Here is a 22,739-nt window from a genome sequence, read left to right as displayed (position 1 = left end):
ATTCATAAAATTTATTTTTCGAATATCAATTGCTTACGGGTGATGGTCGGAGGAAGTCAGTGCAAACGCAACAGTTTTGTAAAATAGCTGATTTTACAGGTCTGTTGCGTGTGCTTTTTTATTAAACGTAGAATGGTTGGGCGCACATGAACCCCTCTTTGTTAGAAAAATTACAGCGTAAGCTGGGATATACATTCCAGCAAAATGATTTATTAATTCAGGCATTAACTCATAGAAGTGCTAGCAGCAAACATAATGAAAGACTGGAGTTTTTGGGTGATTCAATTCTCAGTTTTGTGATTGCTAACGATCTCTATCATCGTTTCCCTAAAGTGGATGAAGGTGATATGAGCCGTATGCGCGCAACGTTAGTGCGTGGAAATACACTGGCAGAAATTGCCCGTGAATTTGAACTCGGTGAATGTTTACGTTTAGGTCCGGGTGAATTAAAAAGTGGCGGTTTCCGCCGAGAATCGATCTTAGCTGATACCGTTGAAGCCTTAATTGGCGGGATTTTCCTTGATAGCAATATTCAAACTATCGAACAGATCATTCTGGCATGGTACAAAGTAAGATTGGATGAAATTAGTCCGGGTGATAAACAAAAAGACCCGAAAACGCGGCTACAAGAATATCTGCAAGGGCGTCATCTTCCACTACCAAACTATTTAGTGGTACATGTGAAAGGTGAAGCTCATGATCAAGAATTTACGATCCATTGCCAAGTGAGCGGCATTGAAGAGCCGATTAACGGCATAGGTTCAAGCCGTCGTAAAGCGGAGCAAGCCGCAGCAGAACAAGCATTGAAAATCTTGGAGATTGAATGAGTGAATTACAATCCCACTGTGGTTTTGTTGCCATAGTTGGACGACCAAATGTTGGGAAATCAACACTGTTAAATCAGTTACTGGGGCAAAAAGTCTCGATCACATCGAGAAAGCCGCAGACAACTCGCCACCGTATTATGGGGATCCATACAGAAGATAATTACCAAATTATCTATGTTGATACCCCAGGTCTTCATATTGAAGAAAAAAGAGCAATTAACCGTTTGATGAACCGCGCTGCATCCAGCTCTATTGGCGATGTTGAATTGGTTATTTTTGTGGTTGAAGGTACCCATTGGACACCTGATGATGAAATGGTGCTGAACAAGCTATCTAGCTTGCGTTGCCCAGTCATTTTGGCGATCAACAAAATTGATAATGTGGTGGATAAAACCAGCTTACTGCCACACATCGGTATGATCAGCCAAAAAATGAATTTCTTGGACGTGGTGCCAATCAGTGCAGAAAAAGGCACTGGCGTTGATACCATCGCGAAGATTGTGAAGCAGCACATCCCCGAAGCTATTCACCACTTCCCTGAAGACTATATTACAGACCGCTCTCAGCGTTTTATGGCCTCTGAAATTATTCGTGAAAAACTGATGCGTTTCTTAGGTGACGAGCTACCATACTCAGTGACTGTTGAAATTGAACAGTTTAAAGAGATGGATAAGGGTGGCTACCATATCAACGGACTGATCTTAGTTGAGCGTGAAGGTCAGAAAAAAATGGTTATCGGTAATAAAGGTAGCAAGCTGAAAACCATTGGTACCGAAGCTCGTATTGATATGGAACGTCTGTTTGAAACTAAAGTTCACTTAGAGCTTTGGGTTAAAGTTAAATCCGGTTGGGCAGATGACGAAAGAGCACTGCGCAGTCTGGGCTATGTTGACGATTTAAAATAATCGGTGACATTGTGAGTGGTTGGCAACGCGCGTTTGTGCTCCATTCCCGTCCTTACAGTGAAACGAGTCTATTAATTGACTTTTTCACGGAAGGGGAAGGAAAAATTCGTTTGCTAGCAAAGGGTGCGAGACGCAACCGCTCACCATTAAGAGGCTGCTTGCAGCCTTTTACACCTTTGTTGATCCGTTGGAGTGGCAAAGGTGAAATCAAAACCCTCATCAATGCTGATCCTGTCTCTCTTGCTCTCCCTCTTAGTGGCACTGTTTTATATAGCGGTTTATACCTTAATGAACTTACCGCTCGGGTTATTGAGTTTGGCACACCGTATTCATCTCTATTTTTTGATTACCTCAATTGCTTGCAAGTTTTAGCCGGAAGTGAACGCACGCCTGAATCTGCTTTACGTCAGTTCGAGCTCGCTTTGCTGTCTTATCTCGGTTACGGCGTAGATTTTTTACATTGTGCGGGCAGTGGTGAGCCAGTTTCAGACACCATGACCTACCGTTACCGTGAAGAAAAAGGGTTTATTGGCAGCCTGATTGTTGACCAACTCACATTCACGGGTAAGCAATTAAGAGCGTTAGCCGAACGCGAATTCCCAGATGCGGACACCTTAAAAGCCGCTAAACGGTTTACCCGCATGGCACTGAAACCTTACCTTGGCGGTAAACCCCTTAAAAGCCGTGAACTCTTCAGGCAATTTATTATCCCTTCTCAGAATATGGCGAAGTCATAACAATTAATTGATTTTGTTTTATGACGCTATTTTTTCTATTTGTTATTACTGCGAGCATTTCCAACTATATACCTTTCCAGCTGCGGACTGTTGTAACCGCAAAATTACAGGCAATCTAGACAAAGTTTTCGTCCTATCCATTTTCTTCGAGGCGCTTCCCAAAACATGAATGTAATTGATGAAATATTATTATTGCTTTGGAATCCGCGAGGAAGAACGAGATATTTTTTCCCCCAATACGATAAATTGCAGTAGGATATGGCAGACAAGAAATAAGTGACTGTTTATTCATAGGGAGTTAAACATGGCTGAGCTGTTATTGGGTGTTAACATTGACCACATTGCAACTGTTAGAAATGCAAGAGGAACACAATATCCTGACCCTGTTCAAGCGGCATTTGTTGCTGAGCAAGCTGGAGCCGACGGGATCACTATTCACTTACGTGAAGATCGCCGCCATATTACCGATAGAGACGTTGAACTACTCAACCAAACCATTCAAACGCGCATGAACCTTGAAATGGCAGTCACGGAAGAGATGATTGACATTGCTTGTCGTATTAAGCCGACTTATTGCTGCTTAGTTCCTGAAAAGCGTGAAGAGGTGACTACTGAAGGTGGGCTTGATGTTGCAGGGCAAAAACAAAAAGTCGCATCCGCAGTAAAACGACTGACCGAAGCAGGTATTTTAGTCTCTTTATTTATCGATGCGGATCATGAACAAATTGATGCTGCTCAAGAGTGTGGGGCACCATTTATTGAAATTCACACAGGCGCATACGCGGATGCTAAAACTGAACAAGAGCAAGAGCTTGAATTTCGTCGTATTCGTGATGGCGTAAGCTATGCAGCGGGTAAAGGCATTAAAGTGAATGCGGGACATGGATTGACTTACCATAATGTTCAACGTATCGCAGCACTGCCTGAAATTTATGAACTGAATATCGGGCACGCGATTATTGGCCGAGCTCTGTTTAGTGGTCTAGCTCAAGCTGTATCCGACATGAAAAGCTTACTCACAGAAGCGCGTAAATAATGGCTATTGTAGGTTTAGGTACAGATATTGTTGAGATTACGCGTATTGAATCTGTCATTGAGCGCTCCGCTGATAGCTTAGCGAAGCGTATTTTAACAGAACATGAATATGCACAATATCAGCAACAAGCTAAGCCTGCGCGTTTTCTTGCTAAGCGATTTGCAGTGAAAGAAGCGGCGGCTAAGGCATTAGGTACGGGGATCCGTAATGGTTTGGCTTTTAATCAGTTTGAAATCACAAACGATGAGCTAGGTAAACCGTTACTTTCACTGAGCGGTGAGGCGCTAAAACTAGCCAATAATTTAAAAGCCACGCATTTTCATGTTTCGATTACTGATGAGCGGCACTATGCGGCTGCAACAGTGATTATTGAAAGTCTGTAGGCATTACTCATTGCCGACTTGTTTTCGGTCGGCAATGTTTCAATGAAATAGTACTTTAATGAAATAGTACTTTAATGAAAGTGTGCTTCAACGGATGGATGTTTTTAGTAAAACAAAAAATTGAATATCGCAGAGCTGAGCCATCGTCACTTTAACAAATGTATTCAGCGTATTTGCGAAATTAGATTTTATCGGCGTGATGGATCATGACAAATTTATCCCAGAGTTGTTCTTGGGATTCAACATGTTCAGGGTCTGTAATAATCGTATTAGTTATGGGGCAAACTGACTGGCAAGTGGGTTTATCATAGTGCCCAACGCATTCAGTACACAAGTTAGAATCTATTTCATAGATTTCCGACCCCATGAAAATTGCATCATTTGGGCATTCGGGTTCACACATATCGCAGTTAATGCATTTTTTAGTAATTAATAGTGCCATTTCAATTAGTTATATCAGATTCAAAGCAGTAGTATACGTTTTCGAACGCCATTTTACACTGAAGTAAATCAATTAGACACTGAATTATGTGTGAGTGAACGAATATACTTAGCGAAAAAATAGTAATGAACAAGCAGAATAATCAAGAGTTTTAAGTGTGATTCAATGTGGATGGTCTATAAGTAAAGTGGAATTAATAATATAAAGATGATTTTATTTATAAAAATAAAATAAGAGCTTAAATTTAAGCTCTTATTGGATAAGACAATTAGAAAATATTAAATTAATAATTAATTAAGTTGTAGATATACCAGTTTTTAGTTTTATCAGATTGCGTATAGAAGCACAGCACACCATTAATGATGAAGAAAGTTGCTGACTTTATAGAATCTTCAACGGTGAACTCCTCAGAATACATCAGCACGATACTGGCATTATCAGCGATTTGATAGACATCGATAACTTTCTCATCGAGATTATAACCGTATAAATATTGCTTGTTTTGGGTCGTGTCGTAGAAGGCTTGAATATTTTGCAGGTACGTTTTTAATTTCCCTTTTTGTACAACGACAGTGGGTTCGATTTTCCCTGCGTCTGTCATGTTGTAGATCATGTAGGACTTGTCTTTTGAGTGCCCTAAGAAATAATTTTTCTTACCAGCATTGAATGCGAGTGTCGTTGGGTAAAACTCTTCAAAGATATTTGTTTGCACGGTTCTTCTAATAAAAGCCATGTTTATTCCTCTTATTTAAATTATGAAAACTTAAGTGCGGGTTAATCATATTTAATGAAAGAGACTTTAAAAATAATGTTATTTATTAGTTTGTTTTATATATTCAAATGATTTAAAAATTAATAAAAGTAGAATATTCACAATGGATCTTAACTGTGATAGTAATAAGAAAAAACAATTAGGAATTGGTCATGTTTGAAAATCTAGGGGTATTGAATTTCTGGACTTACTTAGCGGGATTGGTGCTTATCATCATTGTACCCGGTCCAAACTCATTGTATGTATTAAAATCAAGTACTTCACATGGGACTAAAGCGGGATATCGTGCCGCAATCGGTGTTTTCACTGGTGATGCAATACTGATTTTTCTTTCATTCATTGGTGTTGCCTCGGTCATCAAAGCCTCTCCAACACTGTTTACTATCGTAAGATACTTAGGGGCTGCTTATCTTTTGTACTTAGGATGCAAAATCCTATATGCAACCTTTTGGCAAAAAAAATCGTTATCAGCAGGGGTAGAGCAGATTGAAGTAAGAAAAGAAAATTACTTTACTCGAGCTTTGGTACTTAGCTTAACGAACCCGAAAGCGATTTTGTTCTATATCTCGTTCTTTATTCAATTTATTGACTTCAATTATAGCCATGCTTGGGTTCCGTACATGGTATTAGCGGTTATATTAGAAACGGTTAGCTTCTTGTATCTAAGCTTATTGATATTCAGTGGCTACTTGATAGCCCGCTTTTTACGGGAAAAGCAGATTTTGGCGAAACTGGGAAATTGTACTGTAGGTGCATTCTTTATGGGGTTTGCTGCGAAACTTGCCATTTTTAGTAATTAGTTATTGATTAATATCAGATTCAATTTGCAGTCACTTTAACATTTCGTAATAATCAACTTTTCGAGTGTGGATGGATGAGAGGCTAGAGTTAGAGTGACGCAATTAGAAATCGACGAGTATTGGATGGCTCAAGCCCTTGAGCTAGCAATAAAAGCTCAAGATGCCGGGGAGATCCCTGTGGGTGCGTTATTGGTCAAAGATAACCAACTCGTGGCAGAAGGCTGGAACCACTCCATTGAAAACCACGACCCTACCGCCCATGCTGAAATTGTTACCTTACAAAAAGCGGGCACCGCGCTACAGAATTACCGCTTATTAGACACAACACTGTATGTCACTTTAGAACCTTGCATTATGTGTGCAGGGGCGATGATCCATAGCCGCATCGGTCGGGTCGTATATGGTGCGAAAGATTTTAAAACGGGAGCATGTGGCTCCTTCATGAATATCATGTCGCAGCCAGGTTTAAATCACTATGTTGAAGTGACGAGTGGTGTACTTGAAGAAACTTGCTCATCCATGCTCAGCGAATTTTTTAGAATGCGCAGAGCACAAATTAAAGAGCAGAGACGTCAAGAAAAACAGGCTCAAAACCCCGAGAACTAGTCTTCAATTGACGTTTCCTTTTGTAGGGCTACGTTATTATCGATAGAACTCGAACGTGTTGGTTTTGCCAGAATATATTTCCCTAGGGAGTGGTTTCGTGCACTACTATTTTCACTGGCATAAAACACACCTAAATTCGCTGACGCTTTTGGCGCGACCTCCAATTTTGCTGGCACCATATCAGGCATCACATAAGATGAGAGCTGAGTATTCTCATTGGGTACCACGACATAAACGTGAGATTTCTTCGCAATCTCTAAGGTTTTCTGTTTTTTCTCCTGACTCTGCAAATAACCCACTAAGCTTTGATGATAGCGGCGAATATTTTCCACATAACGATAAGCCTCGTGTCCTCGGGCATAGCCATACGTGAGCTGAGAATAATATTTTGGTTGTGTTAACAGGGGCAAATTCGCTTTAACATCAAGCCAACGGTCAGGGTTGCCACCCAGCTTTTGCGTTAATTTACGCACATCCAGCATATGCCCATAGCCCATATTATAGGCTGCAAGGGTAAACCAAATACGGTCATCTTCAGCGATAGAGTCGGGTAAGCGTTTCATGATGTACGACAAATATGCTGCCCCACCTTTGATGCTTCCTTCTGGGTCTAATCTATCTTCAATTCCCATCGTTGCCGCAGTTGGTTTGGTAAGCATCATGATCCCACGAACACCAGTAGGGGAGGTTGCAAGGGGATCCCAGTGGGACTCTTGCCAAGCGATAGCTGCCAATAATTTCCAATCGACGGTCTCGACAGTATCCGCATACTTCTCAAATAAATGCTGATAATCAGGTAATTTATTGTTAATGGCACTTATAAATGTAATCGTATCAAAATAATCAAAGGATTCGACGTGACTAAAATGTTTCTCGGTCAAGCGGGCGAGTGAGTCATTTTGATTACTGATATTAAAAAAGTCGAGCAGGGCGGCATCTAGGCTATAGTCATGTTTGCGGCTCATATACCATGTGATGGCATGCTCATCACGTAAGTCAAATGCGACAGCGACTTTCGGGTGAATTCGTTGCTGCAAAGAGACGGCAATAGAGTCTTCAAGGGTGTAGTCAATCTCACCTTCGGCCACCATTTCTAATAACTGACTCGGTGTATAGTCGCTGCTTTCTTCCCACTTAAGATTAGGGTATTGCGTTGAAAGCGCTTTTAGTGTGCTTGCATGGGTACTCCCCGCGATAACCACTAATTTCCCTTTCAAGTCATTAAAGGTTTTTGGGCGCGTGGTGCCTTTACGGTAAACCAATTGCTGAGTCACATTCAAATAGCTAGGACCCGTTTTCATAGTATCCAAACGGTCTTTATTATACAGCAGCCCTGCCACAGCGATGTCGGCATCGTCGTTATCGAGATCTTCGAAAATTTGCTCGATAGTTGGACGAATAATAATTTTGAGTTTAATTCCTAGGTACGTAGCAAAGCCCTGAGCCAGCTCGTAGTCGAAGCCACGTAGCTGATGTTGCTCATCAATATAAATAAGTGGTGAACTTACTGCGCTGATACGTAACTCACCCCGAGAGATAATTTTGTCTATTTGGGTATTTTGCGTATTCGACCATCGGACATTAGAACCAATGATCATGGTGGCAAGTAAGGCGATGACCACGATAATAAAATAGTTAACTTTTAGGTTATTCAAATAATTATTTCTCGTGCAAGAACTGGTGTTGTGCGCTTAATAAAAACTGTTTAATCATGGTTATAAATCCAGTGGTTTCGTATTTTGCTCTAACAGTGATGGTCGGTGCAACTAATATTATCGTATTTAGCACATATTAATATTTAACTAATCGCTCTATTTTTAGTCACGCAAACGGTTTCGTATTGATGAACATTGCTCTATAATGGACTCCGGTTTCCCTGCTTTCATGATCAGGGCTGGCGTTTAAAAGAGAGAATTTAAGACTATGGAAATTTTGCGTGGCTCACCGGCACTATCAGCATTTCGTATTACCCGCCTTTTGGCGCTGTTTGCCGAAAAACAGCTCCCTGTAACGGATATCTATGCTGAATATATGCATTTTGCTGAGCTATCAGCCCCATTAAGTGGCAGTGAGCAAGGTAAACTGAGTAGTTTGTTAAAATATGGTCCTTCTCTGGCAGAGCATGAGCCATTTGGAAAACTGATTTTAGTCACCCCACGCCCAGGAACTATCTCTCCTTGGTCTTCTAAAGCAACGGATATCGCGCATAACTGTGGCTTAACACAGGTTAAACGTATTGAACGCGGCGTTGCCTATTATATTCAAGCCGACTCACTGACAAGCGAGCAGTGGGATCTGGTCATCAGTCTGTTACATGACCGCATGATGGAAACGGTTTTTACCTCTTTTGAACAAGCCGAAGCGCTATTTGTTCAGCAGCAGCCTGCCCTAATGAAAGTGATTGATATTATCGCAGGCGGACGCCAAGCACTCGATACTGCTAACAAAGAGATGGGCTTAGCGTTAGCTGACGATGAAATTGATTATCTATTAGAGGCATTCACAGGGTTAAAACGTAACCCAACGGATGTTGAGCTGTATATGTTTGCGCAAGCAAACTCAGAGCATTGCCGCCATAAAATTTTCAATGCGGATTGGATTATTGATGGGGAAACACAGCCAAAATCCCTGTTTAAAATGATCAAAAATACTTTCGAAAAAACGCCAGATCACGTTCTGTCTGCCTATAAAGATAATGCGGCAGTAATGGAAGGCTCTTCAGTGGGTCGTTTCTTCCCTGAGCCAGATGGACGTACTTATCGTTACCATCAAGAAGATGCACATATTTTGATGAAAGTGGAAACCCACAACCACCCAACGGCAATTTCTCCATGGCCGGGAGCTGCAACTGGTTCTGGTGGTGAAATTCGTGATGAAGGCGCGACAGGTCGCGGTGCAAAACCAAAAGCAGGTTTAGTCGGCTTCTCCGTTTCCAACTTACGTATTCCGGGTTTTGAGCAACCTTGGGAAGAAGATTTTGGCAAGCCAGAGCGTATTGTGACCGCACTCGATATTATGACGGAAGGTCCTTTAGGCGGTGCGGCATTTAACAACGAATTTGGGCGTCCCGCTTTATTAGGTTATTTCCGTACCTATGAAGAGAAAGTCAATAGCCATAATGGTGAAGAATTACGGGGTTACCATAAGCCAATTATGTTAGCAGGCGGTATTGGTAACATCCGTGCAGATCACGTTCAAAAAGGCGAAATTACTGTTGGCGCTAAGCTAATCGTTCTCGGTGGCCCTTCGATGAATATCGGTCTAGGGGGCGGGGCAGCATCATCCATGACATCTGGTCAATCTGCGGCGGATCTTGATTTTGCTTCTGTTCAACGTGACAACGCTGAAATGGAGCGTCGTTGCCAAGAAGTGATCGACAAATGTTGGCAGCTAGGCGATAAAAACCCAATTCTGTTTATTCATGATGTTGGCGCGGGTGGTTTATCCAACGCAATGCCTGAATTGGTGAGCGATGGCGGTCGTGGTGGTCGCTTTGAACTGCGTAAAATTCTGAATGATGAGCCGGGGATGAGCCCATTGGAAGTGTGGTGCAACGAATCCCAAGAGCGCTATGTGATGGCGGTTGCGCCAGAGCAACTCGCCTTATTCTCAGAGATCTGTGAGCGTGAACGCGCGCCATTTGCTGTGATCGGTGAAGCAACGGAAGAGCGTCATTTAACCCTTAATGATGAGCACTTTGACAACCAGCCTATCGACATGCCACTGGATGTATTGCTGGGCAAAACGCCGAAGATGCTGCGTGATGTGACGACACTGAAAGCCGAGCCTGAATCACTGGATAGAACCGCTATCGATTTAACTGAAGCTGTTAAGCGTGTTCTGCATTTACCGGCTGTGGCAGAAAAAACCTTCTTAATCACTATTGGTGACCGTACTGTGACGGGAATGGTTGCTCGTGACCAAATGGTTGGTCCATGGCAGATCCCAGTCGCTGACTGCGCGGTGACAACCGCAAGTTTGGATAGCTATTATGGTGAATCAATGTCTATTGGCGAAAGAACGCCAGTGGCACTGTTGGATTTTGCCGCTTCTGCGCGTATGGCGGTGGGTGAAGCACTGACCAACTTAGCTTGTTCTTATGTGCAAGACCTTAAGCGCGTGAAGCTGTCTGCTAACTGGATGTCTGCAGCGGGTCACCCAGGGGAAGACGCGGGCTTGTACGAAGCGGTTAAAGCGGTTGGTGAGGAGCTGTGTCCAGCGTTAGGTTTGACAATCCCAGTGGGTAAAGACTCAATGTCAATGAAGACTCGCTGGCAGCAAAATGGTGAAGAGCGTGAAATGACGTCGCCATTATCATTGATTATCAGTGCATTTGGTCGTGTTGAAGATGTTCGTCTAACGGTCACGCCAGAACTGAAAACTACGGCAGATAACGGCTTGTTATTAATCGACCTTGGTCAAGGTCACAATGCGCTTGGTGGTTCTGCACTGGCACAAGTTTACCGTCAGTTAGGTAATAAAGCGCCAGATGTCCGTGATCCAGCGTTGTTGTTAGGTTTCTTTAATACCATCCAAAAACTGTTATCTGAGCAGAAATTACTGGCTTACCATGACCGTTCTGATGGCGGGCTGTTTGTCACATTAGTGGAAATGGCATTTGCGGGTCACTGCGGTATTAACGTGGATATCAGTTCATTTGATGAAGACACTTTAGCGGCGTTGTTCAATGAAGAGCTGGGCGCGGTGATCCAAATCCAAGGTGCGGATCGTCAATATGTAGAGCAATGTTTTACCGATGCGGGCTTAGCAGGCTGCGTTCACTATCTTGGTTCTGCAACTCATGACGATGCGGTGATCATTAATAGCCGTGATACGGTCGTTTACAATGGTTCCCGTAGTGCTCTGCGTGAGTGCTGGGCTGAAACCACATGGCAGATGCAGCGCCTGCGTGATAACGAAGAGTGCGCAGATCAAGAGCATGAAGCGAAGAAAGACAATCAAGACCCGGGTCTGAATGTGAAGCTGACTTACGATATCGCAGAGGATATTGCTGCTCCGTATATCGCGTCTGGCGTTCGTCCTAAAGTGGCTGTGCTGCGTGAGCAAGGGGTTAACTCCCATGTTGAAATGGCAGCGGCTTGGGATCGTGCAGGCTTTGATGCTATCGACGTCCACATGAGTGATTTACTGGCGGGTAACTTGTCTCTTGAACAGTTCCAAGCGCTAGTGGCATGCGGTGGTTTCTCATACGGTGACGTATTAGGCGCGGGTGAAGGTTGGGCGAAGTCCATTCTGTTCAATAACCGTGTTCGTGATGAGTTTGCCTCCTTCTTCAACCGCCCAGACACTTTATCATTAGGTGTATGCAATGGTTGCCAGATGATGTCTAACTTGCATGACCTGATCCCTGGTGCTGAGTATTGGCCTCGCTTTGTACGTAACCGTTCAGAGCGCTTTGAAGCGCGCTTCAGCTTAGTGGAAATTGCAAACAGCCCATCATTACTGCTGCAAGATATGGCGGGTTCGCGTATGCCGATTGCGGTTTCTCACGGTGAAGGCCAAGTAGAAACTCGTGCACCTGCTCACTTAACTCAGTTAGAAAATAACGCGCTGGTGGCAATGCGTTTTGTGAATAACTACGGTCAAGTGACGGAGCAATACCCAGCGAACCCGAACGGTTCTGTGAATGGGATTACGGCAGTAACATCAATGGATGGTCGCGCGACTATTATGATGCCGCACCCTGAGCGTGTATTCCGTACGGTAAGCAACTCTTGGCACCCAGAAAACTGGGGTGAAGATAGCCCATGGATGCGCATTTTCCGTAATGCACGTAAGCAATTAGGCTGAGATTAAAACGTCTGTTTTAATTTAGAGCTAAAAACAAAACACCCTATAAGTCGCTTGATTTATAGGGTGTTTTTTTATTAAAGATGATTATATAAAAGGTTGATAGCGAGTATTTAAATCAATTCATTTCCGATAGGTTGAGAATCATCATGGTGAAGATTGAGTTCTTTTATTTCATTAGAATCCAAGTCCGATAATAATTCTATAATTGTTTTTGTTCCTCTAGTGATTCGTCGAGTTGATAGTTTTTTGCTTAGAATATGTTGCGGGTGAGGGGCTTTATTATTTTTCATGATATAGCCTCGCATGAGTAAAAGTTCAAAAATTACACTATTTCAGGCTTATGGTATCAACTATGACTATTTTTTGCTTAAAAAAAACCGCCCAATCGGGCGGTTAAGATATACCTAAAACAGAAAATCTTTATTCTAAAATAAACATCCCGTATGGGTGGATTTGCAAATAAAGATCTTCGCCGACAGACGGTTGCAGCTGCGTTGCGTTGATCTGTAATAGCATCGATTGACCATGCCAATCTACCGTGACTTCATATTGCGGGCCCATATATGCCACATGAGTGATGGTACAGCGTTGGCTATCTTCACCTTGCTTGCTTAATGTGATGGCTTCAGGGCGAACACCGACAGTGACTTGGGTTTTATCTGTCATAAACTGCGCAGGGCGCGGTAAACGATAATTAAAGATATCCACGGAATCGCTGCTGAGTGTGGCTGGGAAAATGTTCGCATCACCCATAAAGCTCGCCATAAACTTGGAAGCAGGCTGGCGGTACAATTCTTGTGGTGAACCTAACTGCATGATCTTACCTTTGTTCATTACCAGAACCATGTCTGAAACTGCAAAAGCTTCGCTCTGGTCGTGGGTCACGTACAGTGAGGTAATATTAAATTGCTGTTGCAGTTCACGGATTTTTTCACGCATGCTGCGGCGTAAGTTAGCATCCAAGTTACTTAAGGGCTCATCAAATAGTAGCACCTTCGGCTTTAAAATCAGAGCACGAGCCAGTGCAACACGCTGCTGTTGCCCACCGGAAATTTGGTCAACGAAACGGTCTGCAAAACCTGCTAAGTCCACGAGCTCCAGCGCTTCTTCTACACGTTTTTTGATTTCAGCCTTCGGCAAGCCGAGCATTTTCAATCCATAGCCTACGTTATCCCCTAACGACATATGCGGGAAGAGGGCATAGGATTGGAAAACCATACAAATATCGCGCTGTTGAATAGAGCGGTCGGTGACATCTTCGCCATCGATAAACATGCGTCCTTCCGTTGGTTTTTCTAAACCGGCGACTAAGCGCAGCACGGTGGTTTTACCACAGCCAGACGGCCCTAGCAGAGTGACCATGCTCCCTTGTGGGATGGAAAGGCTTAAATCGTCAATGACCGTATTGTCGCCAAAGCGCTTAGTTATATTTTTTAATTCAACGAAACTTTTCTGTGTCATGTCAGTGACTCCATGATTACTGTGCATTTTTGGCTTTGGAACGTGAAACACGGGCTTCGCCAATTAAATAGTCAAATAAGAAGATAATCGCGAGCATGACCACGATCAGAATAGAACCGTAAGCAATCGCCACACCGTATTCACCATCTTCAACGCGGTTCAAGATATACGCCGTCGCAACGCGGGTGTCTGGCGTTACCAAGAACACAATGGCGCTCACGGTGGTGATAGCACGGACAAAGCTATAGATCAGTGCCGATAAAATCGCTGGGCGTAATAATGGCAGTAGGATGTGGAAAATTGTCCTCATTGAACCTGCACGTAAGCTGAGGGAAGCCTCATCTAACGATTTGTCAATTTGGCCTAACCCCGCGATACCTGCACGAATACCCACAGGTACGTTACGCATGGTCATGGAGATAATCACAATCGCCGCCGTTCCGGTTAAATAGAATGGTGTATCGTTAAAGGCGAGGATGTAAGAAACCCCAGCCACCGTACCCGGTACGGCAAAGCACAACATGGTGGTAAATTCGATGGTTTTCTTACCACGGAAATCTTGTCGAACCACAATATACGCGATAAGCAGACCCAAAATCGCGGTGATTGGTGCAGCGATACCCGCATATAACAAGGTATCTAACAGCGACGGCCATGCGCCATCATCAAAACCTTGGCCAAACAGTTTGATAAAGTTGTCCAGTGTTAAGGTGTAGTCCACGCCCCAGTTCACCGTGAAGCTTCCGTAGAAGATGCTACCGTACAGTAAGACGTTAAACGCCACCCAAATACCCAGAATAGTGGTTACTGTAGCGACTAATGAAACTGGCAGCGGCTGAACATCACCACGGTAAGATTTACCGGAAACGGTGACGTAAGAGCGTTTACCAATCCACATGTATTGCACACAGAAAACCAGCAATGAGAAGACAAGTAAGGAAGCACCTAACGTACTGGCCGCTTGGTAATCAAGCTGGGAACCGGTGATATAGAAATAGATTTGTGTCGCCAGAACGTCGAAGTTACCCCCTAATACTAACGGGTTACTGAAGTCGGCAAGGGATTGCACAATCACGATTAAGAAGGCGTTCGCCAGTGCAGGTTTCAACAGTGGCATAAACACGTTGAAGAATGTTTGGTAGCGGTTAGCGCGTAAGGTGTATGACGCTTCTTCCAGTGATGGATGAATAGTTTTAATCGCGCCATCGAGGATCATAAAGGACATCGGGGTGAACGCGAGAACCTGTGCTAACCAAATACCGGTAAAGCCGTATAGCCAGTTAGTATTTTCTAGCCCCATGTAAGTGGCTAAAAATTCAGTAACATAGCCAGAGCGACCCATCATTAAGGTGACGCCTAAACCAACAACAAACGGCGGGGTCACAATCGGTAAAATCGAGAATACGCGACCAATAATCGCAGAACGCTTAGCAATTCGGGTGGTGTAAATTGCGAGGATCAGACCAAAGAAAGTACAGCCAACACCCACTGCTAACGAGAGGAATATGGAATTGATAATCACCTGAACAATATGCGACTGGGTTAAAATAGCCACAAATGCAAATGGTGCAAAATCTCCGTTCCCGTCAGTAAACATCGGAATAAAAATTGCCACACTGGGAAAGACGATAAATAGCGCAATCAGTGCGACGACGGTGATAAGGGAGCCAATAACAAATTGGTCGCCACCCAGCCACTCTAAACGAGTCAGGGCGTGGGTCATTATCATACCAAGGGCGATAAATAAGGTGATGGCGGAATAGCCTAATCCCTTACCCTCTAAATAGGCAGTAATAATGACGAGAACCGCCGTGATAGCGGCAACCGCGATATCAAGATAGTGACGAGATTTTTGATTACGATCAGCCGGTGTAATAGGTCTTAACAGTAAGATAGAAGGCAATAAATACCATAGCCAACTAATATTGACACTGCTCCAGCCATACGCAGCTAAGATCTCATCTTGGGTTGAGTCGAATAAGCCGTAGTCGAGGCTCCATGAGGGTAGCAGAGCGAAGCCCAGCCAAGCTATCAGAATCCAAAGGAAGATACTGTCCTTTTTCTTCGAGGCTGTTAGGGTTAAGGTCTGAGGCATTGTTTTTCCCCTAAGTTTATTATTATTGAGTTAATTAATCATTAGTTTAATGTCATGATTTATAACGAAAATAATTTTAAACTTAATTAATATTATCGTTCTAATGAGTGAGCCAAGCTGGAGCCGTCTGCGTGGTGCAGACACTCTTTGATTTGGCATCATTTTTTATAGTAAGTAGCTAATACACTAAATCGCGAAGCTCGCGAGTCCTACGTGAGCAAATCAGGTAAAGTGCGGCGACAGGCGCCGCACTCGATATCTTATTTACTCATTTTAACTTCAGTAACCCACTTGTTGATCAGATTCTTACGGACTTCAGCATCGCCGTATTTATCCATATCGTAGTTGATTAAGTTTAAGTCTTTGAGTTTCAGAGACAGTGGAGAAGACTCTGCGGTGGTGTTAGTCAGGATTTGGTAGGATTGACCTTGTTTCCAGCTCAGTTCTTGGGCTTCTTTAGACAGAACGAAATCCACGAACAATTTTGCGTTGTCCATGTTACGTGCGTTTTTCAGAATACTGATCCCGCCGATTTCATAGCCTGTACCTTCGCATGGCGCGATTAACTCTAATGGCGCACCATTTTCAACTTCTAAAGAGTAGTCATGCAGGAAGCCGATACCGATAGCAGATTCGCCACGAGCTGCGTTACGTGCAGGGGCAATACCTGATTTGGTGTATTGGGAGATGTTCGCGTTCAGTTTTTTCAGGTAATCAAAGGCTTGCTCGTTACCCCACAGTTGGTCAAAAGTTGCCAATGCAGTGTAGGCAGTCCCTGAACTTTGTGGATCTGCGATTTGAATTTCACCTTTATATTCAGGCTTAGTCAGGTCTTTCCAGCAAGTAGGAACTGGTAACCCTTTCTCTTTTAAGCGATCTTTATTCACACCAAAACCTAAGATACCGATGTAAACCGCAGAAGAGTAGTTACCTTTGCGTTTAGCTGGATCTTGGAATTGCGGCATGATTTGAGACAGGTTAGGGGATTTGTACGGCTCAAGCAGATCCATTTCACCTGCTTGTGAATGTGGATCTAAGGTTCCGCCATACCAAACGTCTGCTTGTGGGTTACGTTTTTCAGCTTCGATTTTCGCTAAAGTACTGCCGGAACCGTTGCGAACGAACGTGGTTTTAACGTCGTATTTCTTGGCGAATGCTTGCGTTTCCGCTTCGCACATCGCGTTGGTCGCACTACAGTAAACCACTAAACGACCCGCTGCGTTTGCAGTGGTTGTAATAGCGGCAAGAGATAAGCCTGCTGCAACGAGTGTAGAGAGAGTCTTAAGTTTCATTGTCAGTCCTTTATTCACGTTTTCGGATTAACTATTATTATGTGTCGGTGAAACTGCACCGGCTAAATGCTCTCTTTTGCTGACATTGGCAATCAAAAGAGGCATCAGTAGTAGCCCCATCAAAGCAGCTGCACTGGCGAGTAAGGTAAACATCCCTGACCAACCATAATTGGCAATCACCTGAGAGAGCGGCCATCCTGCGATTGCCGCCCCTAGATAAGCGTACAATCCAAGATAACCCGTTACCGTTCCAGCTGCCTTTTTATGACAATATTCTGTAGCAGCTAGACCGACTAACATCTGTGGTCCAAATACAAAGAAACCGTTGGCTAAGAAGCATGCAGCTAATAGCCCGTAGTGATGAATTGGTATTAACCATAAGGCATTCACAGAAACGAATAGACCTAAGGAAAACAGCAAAATCATCGGTGCGCGTTGTCCTCGAAACAGGAGGTCGGAACCCCAACCCGCGCACAGTGCGCCCAATAAACCACCTAATTCAAACAGCGCTAACGTGGCATTGGCACTTAATAAATTGCTTCCGTGTGTTTCGGTTAGCCATAAATTTCCCCAATCGTTTATCCCAATACGGATGAGATAAACCAAAATGTAGGTGAAACCGAGCAGCCAAATCATTGGGTTAAACACAATGGTTTGTTTTAAAATCACCCACATGGATTGTGGGGGAGAAAGCTGCTCTTGGCGTAACTCTAATGCATCATGTCGCCACTGTCCTACCGTGGGTAAATGTTCTTCTTTGGGCGTCCCTCGGAGCTGGCGGCATAGCCATAATCCTAAAATAACCCCAATAATTCCCGGTACGATCAGCGCCATCTGCCAACTGTAATGGGTCGCCAACAATGCCGCTAACAGCGGTAGCGCCATTCCTCCAAGATTGATGGAGATATTCCACAGTCCCCACCAAAAGCCCCGTTCATTACGTGAGTACCAATGAGTGAGAATGCGAGCACAGGGCGGCCAACCCCAGCCTTGGAAAAATCCGTTTAACGTCCAAACGACTAACAGTGCAGGGAACGATAAACAGTAGGCAAAAATGATATTGAGGATCCCTGTCATTACGAGACCAACCCCCATAAACCAACGGTAGCCTGTAATGTCATGGAAAATACCGGATATAAACTTGGATAGACCATACGCAAGGTAAAATGCTGAGGCGATCCAACCAATATCACTTTTGTCTAAAAACAGTTCTGCCTGCATAACGGGCATCACAAAATTAAAGCTTTTACGGGTAAGGTAAAAAGCGGCATAACCGATGATCATGGAAAACATCAGGCGGCGACGCCAGAAACGGTAATTGTTATCCAGATCCAGTTTGCTTGTACCCGTCATGATTGTGTTTCTCCCGTTTGGCAGAATGTAATGAAGTTTTTAAATAAAAGGATGAGATAAGGTATTAGGAGACTAAGAATAATTCCTAGTTTTTCATTATTTCATTTCAAAATGTGGGCAAGTTAACAATTATTTTGGTACCACTTTGGGTCGTTAGCGTCCAGTCGCCACCTAAGGCTCTGACTCGCTCCTCAATTCCACGCAAACCAAAGCCTGATGTGCGTTTGCTAAAGGGGATGCCCACACCATTATCATCAACAATTAGCTGTATCGAGTCACCATGTTGATTTAGTGAGATGTGGATTTTTGTGGCTTTGGCGTGCTTACTGATATTGTTCAGTAGCTCTTGAACTAAACGGTAAAGGGTGAATAACACTGTTTCATTGGCTGGGGTTTCAGTTAATCCGTAATGAAAGTCACATTGAATATTGTTTTCTTTAAAAGCAAATTCACCAATTAAATGGGTGAGTGCGTTTTCAAGGGACATTTCATCGAGTACAGGCGGACGTAATTGGCGCAATAGATGGCGGGTGGCTTGGTGGATCTGTAGTGCCAGCTCGTTAATTTGACTAGCAGCGTTATAGCTTAAATCGTTAGCCGCGGTTTTTTTCACCAACATAGATTGGATTTGGATCGCGGTAATGTTTTGTCCAATTTCATCATGAAGTTCACGAGCGATATCTTTCTTCACATCTTCTTCGGTGTGGACTAATTGGCGCATTAAATCACGACGGGCATGAAGCTCTTCTTCTAATCGCTGGCGGTAGCGTTGTAAGTTACTTGAGAGTTGCTTTTGGCGGCTGATTGCAATACCTAATCCAATACCAATCAGGGCTTGAGAGCTTAAAAAGAGTTGTAGCTCTTGGAGATCATCAAAAGCACCTTGGAACTGTCTTGCAAAGGTGATGATTAAGCTTCCCAGTAATGCGGATAATACACCGCCTTGCCAGCCATAACGATATGCCATAAAAATATTGGGAATAAAGACCAATAAAACAATCAGTTGCTCAATTTCAGGGGCAAAGAAAATTTGGGCACTTAAGCCGACGAGACAGAAAAGAAAACACCAAATAATCAATGAAGTGCGTAATTGCTTATCCGTGGTTCCGTAGTCGAGCAGCATATGATAGTGCTGCTCATGCAAGTATTCATAGATAAGATAAACAAAGGGGGAGAGGAGAATTCCACCTGTGAATGTGGTTAAGAATAATTGGCTAATGGAATATTGAGATAAAAGCCCAAACAGTAAGGCATTGAGTATGCTATTGGCGGCCACACCAGCCAGTAACAAAATAAGTCTTTGCCAATAAAGTGTATATCGCCACCAAATATTTTGGATAACCATCGCAACCAGCAGGCTCAATATTGGGGATAACAGCAAAATAGGTTGAGTGAGTAATTGTTCTTCTGCAAGCCAGTAGGTCAGCAGCCCTTCAGCGAGTAAAACGGTTGGCCAGTAGCGTCGCCATAAGAGGATCATCAAGGTGAGGCGTAAGGCTTGCGGTAGAAATAGGGTGGCTTGGAAGCTATTTTGGCTGAGATAAAAGCCGATGATCCATAATCCCACCCAAATCAGTGAGTAGGTAAATAATAGGAATAGAGACTGTAATCCTAAACGAGCCGCTTTGTTCATTACTATTTACCTTGTTAGGGCGTTACCTTACTGGAAAGAAAGTCTGTCTATCGAGAAATGATGTTGTGTTCTAAGGCGTAGTGCACTAAATCAATGGTGTTTTCGCATTGCAATTTCCCGAGAACATTCGCGCGATGTACATGCACTGTTTTATGGCTGAGGTTTAATTGTTCGGCTATGACTTTCACACTGAGACCTGCCACCAGTAAATCAAAGACTTCGCGCTCACGGTTAGTGAGCTCTTGAACACCTTGTTTTTGTTGCGGTGTTTGGCGCAAGGCTCGCATTGCATCAGCACACAGGTAGCATCCACCTTGGTGAACAGAGCGTACCGCCTGGACTAATTCTTCAGGTCCGCAGCATTTGGTGAGATAGGCACTGGCGCCAGCATCAAGTGCACTTTGCACAAAAGCAGGGGTGTCATAGATGCTTAAAATAATGGTACGAAACTCGGGCTTTTTTTTACGTAAACGGGTTAGCAGTTGTAAACCGCTCTCATCTGGCATTGATATATCCATAATTGCCACATCAATATCGAGGCTAATTAGGTGTGGCCATGCTTCTTGCGCACTCGCATATTGCCCCACAATACTAATGTCAGGTTCTAACGTCAGTAATTGGGCAAAACCGGAGCGAACAACAATATGGTCATCAATAAGGGCTATTTTTATCATTGTAATGTTAAGAGTAAGTAGGAGACCATTTGCCAGTCTTATATCAATATAGGGATGGATAAGCTAGCGGAATAACATAAAATTCTGACGTACATCAGAAATGAAACGCGCAGGATCATAGCGATAATAAATAGGATGGCAATATTTTATTTGGGGATGAAGTGAGTTTGCCATCAAATAAAATAGGTTTTGGTGAATGACTATACACTCGCTGCTAAAATACCGTGAAAGCGAGTGTGAGAAAGGAATTAGCTTATTTGGGCTTCAAGAATTGATAAATCACAGTCAGTTTTAATAAAGTTGGTGACTTTTAAGTCTGCTTGATGCAATAGCAGCTCAAAATCTTCTTTAGAACGTTCATCAGCACCCACGTTGATGTTGGTGCATAAAAGTCCCATTAATTTTCCAACATGAAGGTGGTTACTGTGTGGGAAATGGTAATCAATTAGTAGGATTTTTGAGTCATCTTTCATGGCGTTACGGATGACGTTGAATATTTTCACTAGTTGTTGATCGTTCCAGTCATGGGCTATCATTTTTAAGATATAAAAGTCCGCACTAGGAACTTTTTCAAAGAAAGAGCCATTTTCAATGGTCCAGCGTGTATCTTCGTTTAAATCATGCAGAATGTGTTTGTCAACCACGGCTTTCAGATCAAAGAGAATGCCTTGTGTTTTGGGGTTGTTCTTCAATATTTCGAGGAGTAACCCTCCAGTTCCGCCACCAATATCGGCGATTACGCTATTTTCCGGGAACGCATATTGGGCGATGATCGATGGAATTTCAATTCGTGAGAGTGATGCCATGCCATCATGAAAATTATCAGCGGCGTTAGCTTGTTTTTCCCAGTAATCAAAAAAGGACTTGCCGAAGATATGTTCAAAAACGGGTTCTCCTCGAGCCACCTCTGAGAAATATAATGAAGGTAGCCAAAATGTTTGGTCAGTAAGCATTAAGATGGCTCCTCGCATCGAATAAGGATGTTCGGCTAGCAGAAATTCAGCATCCGGAGTTAGCGTGAATTGGCAATCATCAATAGCGGAGAAAATATTTTGCGTGGCAAGTAGGCGTAGAATCTGATGGATCATCGTGGCATTTGCATCAATTTTTTGTGCGATTTGCTCAGCGGTTTGAGGGCCATTTTGCAGATGTTCAGCCAACTCTAATTTTACTGCCGCACGTAAGGCTGCCTGAAAAATAAAACCAACGGATTTGTGAATTAATCGAACGCCAGGTTCCAGATGAGAAAAAGAGTGAGATAACGACAAGCTCATAGAGTCTCCGTATATAAATGAATAGGGTATTTTTATTAGGAACTTGAAGTATCGTAGGGAAGGGAGAAACCATCAAAACTATAAATTAACTATGCCAATATAAAAAACAATAAGATCACTAGGTTACACTAGCTTTCATTGTTACCCGAATGCGACTTAACCTAAATGTCTAATATTGGCGACAAACATGGATCTTTGGTGTCTCTAAAAGGAGACATTTATCTTATTGATAAATAAGTTATTTAAAAATGAGGGGATTCACTGTCTTAAATTGGAGACAGATTTGTGGTGGGTAAGTGGTGTTTTTCTGTATTCAGAGCAATTCAGAAATGATGTAAATGAGTAAGAAAATAAATTCATATAAAAATCAATGAAATAATAATTTCATTGAAAAGTTGGCATGGGTTGTGCATAATGTTTGTTAGTTGCTCATTCAATTGCTTATGTAGGTCCAAGCTTGGGGAAACCTAGCAAATGGGAACATACCACATAAAACCCGAATGATGCCAAAGTAAGGTGCCTACCGTCCGATATCATCGATATTCGCTTTCGAGCCTTATCAAACACAGGGCGACACGTGGAGTGAGGCACCACCTATATGATTATCTTTAATGAAAGACATAATCATATGCAAA

19 protein-coding genes are annotated in these 22,739 nt (G+C 43.2%); 8 read left to right on the top strand and 11 right to left on the bottom strand.

What is annotated here, in order from left to right; translation table 11 throughout:
- Positions 1–146 precede the first annotated feature (146 nt).
- The 5 genes from rnc to acpS all read left to right on the top strand — a co-directional run bounded on the left by rnc (position 147) and on the right by acpS (position 3,888).
- On the top strand, positions 147–827 hold the full coding sequence (gene rnc / locus H0913_RS12460; RefSeq protein WP_154602649.1) for a ribonuclease III: 681 nt from the start codon (positions 147–149) through the stop codon (positions 825–827).
- On the top strand, positions 824–1,732 hold the full coding sequence (gene era, locus H0913_RS12455; protein WP_036949437.1) for a GTPase Era: 909 nt from the start codon (positions 824–826) through the stop codon (positions 1,730–1,732). The genes rnc and era overlap by 4 nt, the downstream gene beginning before the upstream one ends.
- Positions 1,733–1,743: 11 nt before the next feature.
- Positions 1,744–2,469, top strand: coding sequence for a DNA repair protein RecO (gene recO, locus H0913_RS12450; protein WP_181477344.1), 726 nt, complete (start codon positions 1,744–1,746; stop codon positions 2,467–2,469).
- 304 nt (positions 2,470–2,773) lie between these two features.
- On the top strand, positions 2,774–3,505 hold the full coding sequence (pdxJ, locus tag H0913_RS12445) for a pyridoxine 5'-phosphate synthase (RefSeq protein WP_154602650.1): 732 nt from the start codon (positions 2,774–2,776) through the stop codon (positions 3,503–3,505).
- The gene (acpS, locus tag H0913_RS12440; protein WP_154602651.1) at positions 3,505–3,888 is read left to right on the top strand and encodes a holo-ACP synthase; all 384 of its coding nucleotides are present in this window, start codon (positions 3,505–3,507) and stop codon (positions 3,886–3,888) included. The genes pdxJ and acpS overlap by 1 nt, the downstream gene beginning before the upstream one ends.
- Before the next feature lie 181 nt (positions 3,889–4,069).
- On the opposite strand, the gene H0913_RS12435 is transcribed toward acpS, so the two are convergent.
- Entirely contained in the window at positions 4,070–4,330 is a 261-nt protein-coding gene (locus tag H0913_RS12435; protein WP_154602652.1) for a YfhL family 4Fe-4S dicluster ferredoxin, read from the bottom strand.
- A 283-nt stretch (positions 4,331–4,613) separates the two neighbouring features.
- The gene (locus tag H0913_RS12430; RefSeq protein ID WP_154602653.1) at positions 4,614–5,063 is read right to left on the bottom strand and encodes an XRE family transcriptional regulator; all 450 of its coding nucleotides are present in this window, start codon (positions 5,061–5,063) and stop codon (positions 4,614–4,616) included.
- Between the two features lie 191 nt (positions 5,064–5,254).
- Here H0913_RS12430 and leuE point away from each other — a divergent pair, with 191 nt between their 5' ends.
- Together leuE and tadA are read left to right on the top strand one after the other, a co-directional pair.
- On the top strand, positions 5,255–5,902 hold the full coding sequence (leuE, locus tag H0913_RS12425) for a leucine efflux protein LeuE (RefSeq protein WP_036949445.1): 648 nt from the start codon (positions 5,255–5,257) through the stop codon (positions 5,900–5,902).
- 93 nt (positions 5,903–5,995) lie between these two features.
- Entirely contained in the window at positions 5,996–6,508 is a 513-nt protein-coding gene (tadA, locus tag H0913_RS12420; RefSeq protein ID WP_181477343.1) for a tRNA adenosine(34) deaminase TadA, read from the top strand.
- Here tadA and mltF read toward each other — a convergent pair.
- Positions 6,505–8,163 (bottom strand): membrane-bound lytic murein transglycosylase MltF, encoded by a 1,659-nt coding sequence (gene mltF, locus H0913_RS12415; RefSeq protein ID WP_154602654.1) that lies wholly within the window; start codon positions 8,161–8,163, stop codon positions 6,505–6,507. The two genes, tadA and mltF, sit on opposite strands and share 4 nt — an antisense overlap.
- Before the next feature lie 268 nt (positions 8,164–8,431).
- Here mltF and purL point away from each other — a divergent pair, with 268 nt between their 5' ends.
- On the top strand, positions 8,432–12,319 hold the full coding sequence (gene purL, locus H0913_RS12410; RefSeq protein WP_181477342.1) for a phosphoribosylformylglycinamidine synthase: 3,888 nt from the start codon (positions 8,432–8,434) through the stop codon (positions 12,317–12,319).
- A 113-nt stretch (positions 12,320–12,432) separates the two neighbouring features.
- Here purL and H0913_RS12405 read toward each other — a convergent pair whose 3' ends face one another.
- From H0913_RS12405 to H0913_RS12370, 8 genes are all read right to left on the bottom strand, one after another.
- Complete coding sequence (locus H0913_RS12405; RefSeq protein ID WP_154602656.1) at positions 12,433–12,612, bottom strand: hypothetical protein; 180 nt, start codon at positions 12,610–12,612, stop codon at positions 12,433–12,435.
- 130 nt (positions 12,613–12,742) lie between these two features.
- Positions 12,743–13,783, bottom strand: a complete 1,041-nt coding sequence (gene fbpC, locus H0913_RS12400; RefSeq protein WP_154602657.1) for a ferric ABC transporter ATP-binding protein — start codon at positions 13,781–13,783, stop codon at positions 12,743–12,745.
- A 16-nt stretch (positions 13,784–13,799) separates the two neighbouring features.
- A complete protein-coding gene (locus H0913_RS12395) occupies positions 13,800–15,878 on the bottom strand; it encodes an ABC transporter permease (RefSeq protein WP_154602658.1) in 2,079 nt (692 codons plus the stop codon).
- Between the two features lie 260 nt (positions 15,879–16,138).
- On the bottom strand, positions 16,139–17,170 hold the full coding sequence (locus H0913_RS12390) for an ABC transporter substrate-binding protein (RefSeq protein ID WP_154628982.1): 1,032 nt from the start codon (positions 17,168–17,170) through the stop codon (positions 16,139–16,141).
- Positions 17,171–17,197: 27 nt separating this feature from the next.
- Positions 17,198–18,523: an MFS transporter family glucose-6-phosphate receptor UhpC gene (gene uhpC, locus H0913_RS12385; protein ID WP_154602660.1), complete on the bottom strand. Its 1,326-nt coding sequence runs from the start codon at positions 18,521–18,523 to the stop codon at positions 17,198–17,200.
- Positions 18,524–18,629: 106 nt separating this feature from the next.
- The gene (locus H0913_RS12380) at positions 18,630–20,156 is read right to left on the bottom strand and encodes an MASE1 domain-containing sensor histidine kinase (RefSeq protein WP_154639215.1); all 1,527 of its coding nucleotides are present in this window, start codon (positions 20,154–20,156) and stop codon (positions 18,630–18,632) included.
- 47 nt (positions 20,157–20,203) lie between these two features.
- The gene (locus H0913_RS12375) at positions 20,204–20,830 is read right to left on the bottom strand and encodes a response regulator transcription factor (protein WP_154639216.1); all 627 of its coding nucleotides are present in this window, start codon (positions 20,828–20,830) and stop codon (positions 20,204–20,206) included.
- A 248-nt stretch (positions 20,831–21,078) separates the two neighbouring features.
- Positions 21,079–22,104: a methyltransferase gene (locus H0913_RS12370; RefSeq protein ID WP_181477341.1), complete on the bottom strand. Its 1,026-nt coding sequence runs from the start codon at positions 22,102–22,104 to the stop codon at positions 21,079–21,081.
- Positions 22,105–22,739 lie beyond the last annotated feature (635 nt).

The organism is Providencia rettgeri (genome assembly GCF_013702265.1).
Classification (GTDB): Bacteria; Pseudomonadota; Gammaproteobacteria; order Enterobacterales; family Enterobacteriaceae; genus Providencia; species Providencia zhijiangensis.
This window is presented reverse-complemented; position numbering and strand designations above follow the sequence as displayed.